General features: G+C 74.9%; 1 protein-coding gene. It reads left to right on the forward strand.

Annotation, left to right across the window (positions count from 1 at the left end; translation table 11 throughout):
- Nucleotides 1-273 precede the first annotated feature (273 nt).
- A complete protein-coding gene (locus tag HW445_RS30035; protein ID WP_180223963.1) occupies nt 274-1644 on the forward strand; it encodes a transglycosylase family protein in 1371 nt (456 codons plus the stop codon).
- Nucleotides 1645-1688: the final 44 nt, after the last annotated feature.

Consider the following 1688-nt stretch of genomic DNA (forward strand, 5'->3'; position numbering starts at 1 on the left):
CCGGAGCCGCCGGGGCCGGAGCCGGTGCCCGACCCCGAACCCGGCCCTCCGCGGTCCGGGGGACCGTGGCTGTGACGTGAACCTCAGGGGCGTCCGGTGCTTTCGCGCCAGACGCCCCACCCCGCGTCCACCCGGGCATATTCGTCCGCCGACGTCCGTCAACTGGTGGTTCACCGGCATGCCGTCCCGAGCAGGCGGCCGAATTCCTTCTTGTGACCCTCTGTCACTGCGCTTACGTTCTGTGTCTCCTGACACGTGTCGAGGAGGCACCACATGGCCGCACGCGGTCGGCACCGCCGGTACCAGCCCAACAGACTCAACCGCGCCTCGCTCACCGTCACCGCCGGTGGCGCGGGCATCGCGCTCCCCCTGATGGGAGCCGGCACCGCCGAGGCGGCCGACGCCGCCACCTGGGACCGGGTGGCCGCCTGCGAGGCGAGCGGCGACTGGGACATCAACACCGGCAACGGCTACTACGGCGGGCTGCAGTTCAGCCAGTCCACATGGGAGGCCTTCGGCGGGCGCTCCTACGCGCCGCGTGCCGACCAGGCCACCCGCGCGGAACAGATCGCGGTCGCCGAGAAGGTGCTGAAGACCCAGGGCCCGGGCGCCTGGCCGGTCTGCTCGCAGCGTGCCGGCCTGGCCCGCGGCGGTCCCGCGCCCGCCCCCGGCGACGGAGCGGGCGGCTCGTCGAAAACGGCCTCCGGCAAGGCCACCGGCGCCAAGGCCGGCGCCGAACCGGGCACCGCCGCCCAGGCGGGCACCGGCAGCAGCGACCGGAAGACCGGCGGGAAGGCGGACGGGGAGGCCGGGAAGAAGGCCGACGGGAAGGACGTCGGACCGCAGACCACGCCGCAGTCCCGGGCCGGGCGGACCGGCATGTACACCGTCGTCCGCGGCGACACGCTCTCCGCCATCGCCGACACCCGCGACGTCGACGGCGGCTGGCAGTCCCTCTACTCCGCCAACCGCTCCACCGTGGGGTCGGACCCCGACCTGATCATCCCGGGCCAGCGCCTGCGGATGCCGGACGGAACCGCCGCCGCCCCGCGCTCCGACGCACCCGCAGGGAAGAAGGCGGGCGGCGGGGAGAAGGCCGGCGGGGAGAAGGCGGGCCGGCAGCAGAAGGCCGAGCCGAAGAAGCCGCAGCCCGAGCCGAAGAAGCCCTCGCCCGAGAAGCGCGAGGAGGCGCGGAAGGTCGACCGGCAGAAGGAGACCGAGGCCCGGCCCGCCGCCGCGCGCAGCAGGGTCGCCCCGGTGAGCGCCGCTCTCGGCACCGCCTACCGGGCGAGCGGCTCCTCCTGGTCGAAGGGCTACCACACCGGTGTCGACTTCCCGGTGCCGACGGGCACCGCCGTGAAGTCGGTCGGCGCGGGCCAGGTCGTCACGGCGGGCTGGGGCGGATCGTTCGGCTACCAGGTGGTGGTCCGGCATCCCGACGGGCGCTACTCCCAGTACGCCCACCTGTCGGCGATCTCCGTGAAGTCCGGCCAGACGGTCACCGCCGGACAGCGGATCGGCCGCTCCGGCTCCACCGGCAACAGCTCCGGCCCGCACCTGCACTTCGAGATCCGCACCGGCCCCGGCTTCGGCAGCGACATCGACCCGGTGGCCTACCTGCGGGCCGGCGGGGTCGCCATGTGACCGCGGTCCCCTTCGCGGCGGTGGGGGCGCCGGCCGGCCGGCCG

Origin of the sequence: Streptomyces sp. UH6 (assembly GCF_013421635.1) — a bacterium.
Taxonomy (GTDB): domain Bacteria; phylum Actinomycetota; class Actinomycetes; order Streptomycetales; family Streptomycetaceae; genus Streptomyces; species Streptomyces abyssomicinicus.

Excerpts from the sequence above, each read along its gene's own strand:
- HW445_RS30035 (WP_180223963.1), top strand. The coding sequence starts at position 274 with ATGGCCGCACGCGGTCGGCACCGCCGGTACCAGCCCAACAGACTCAAC.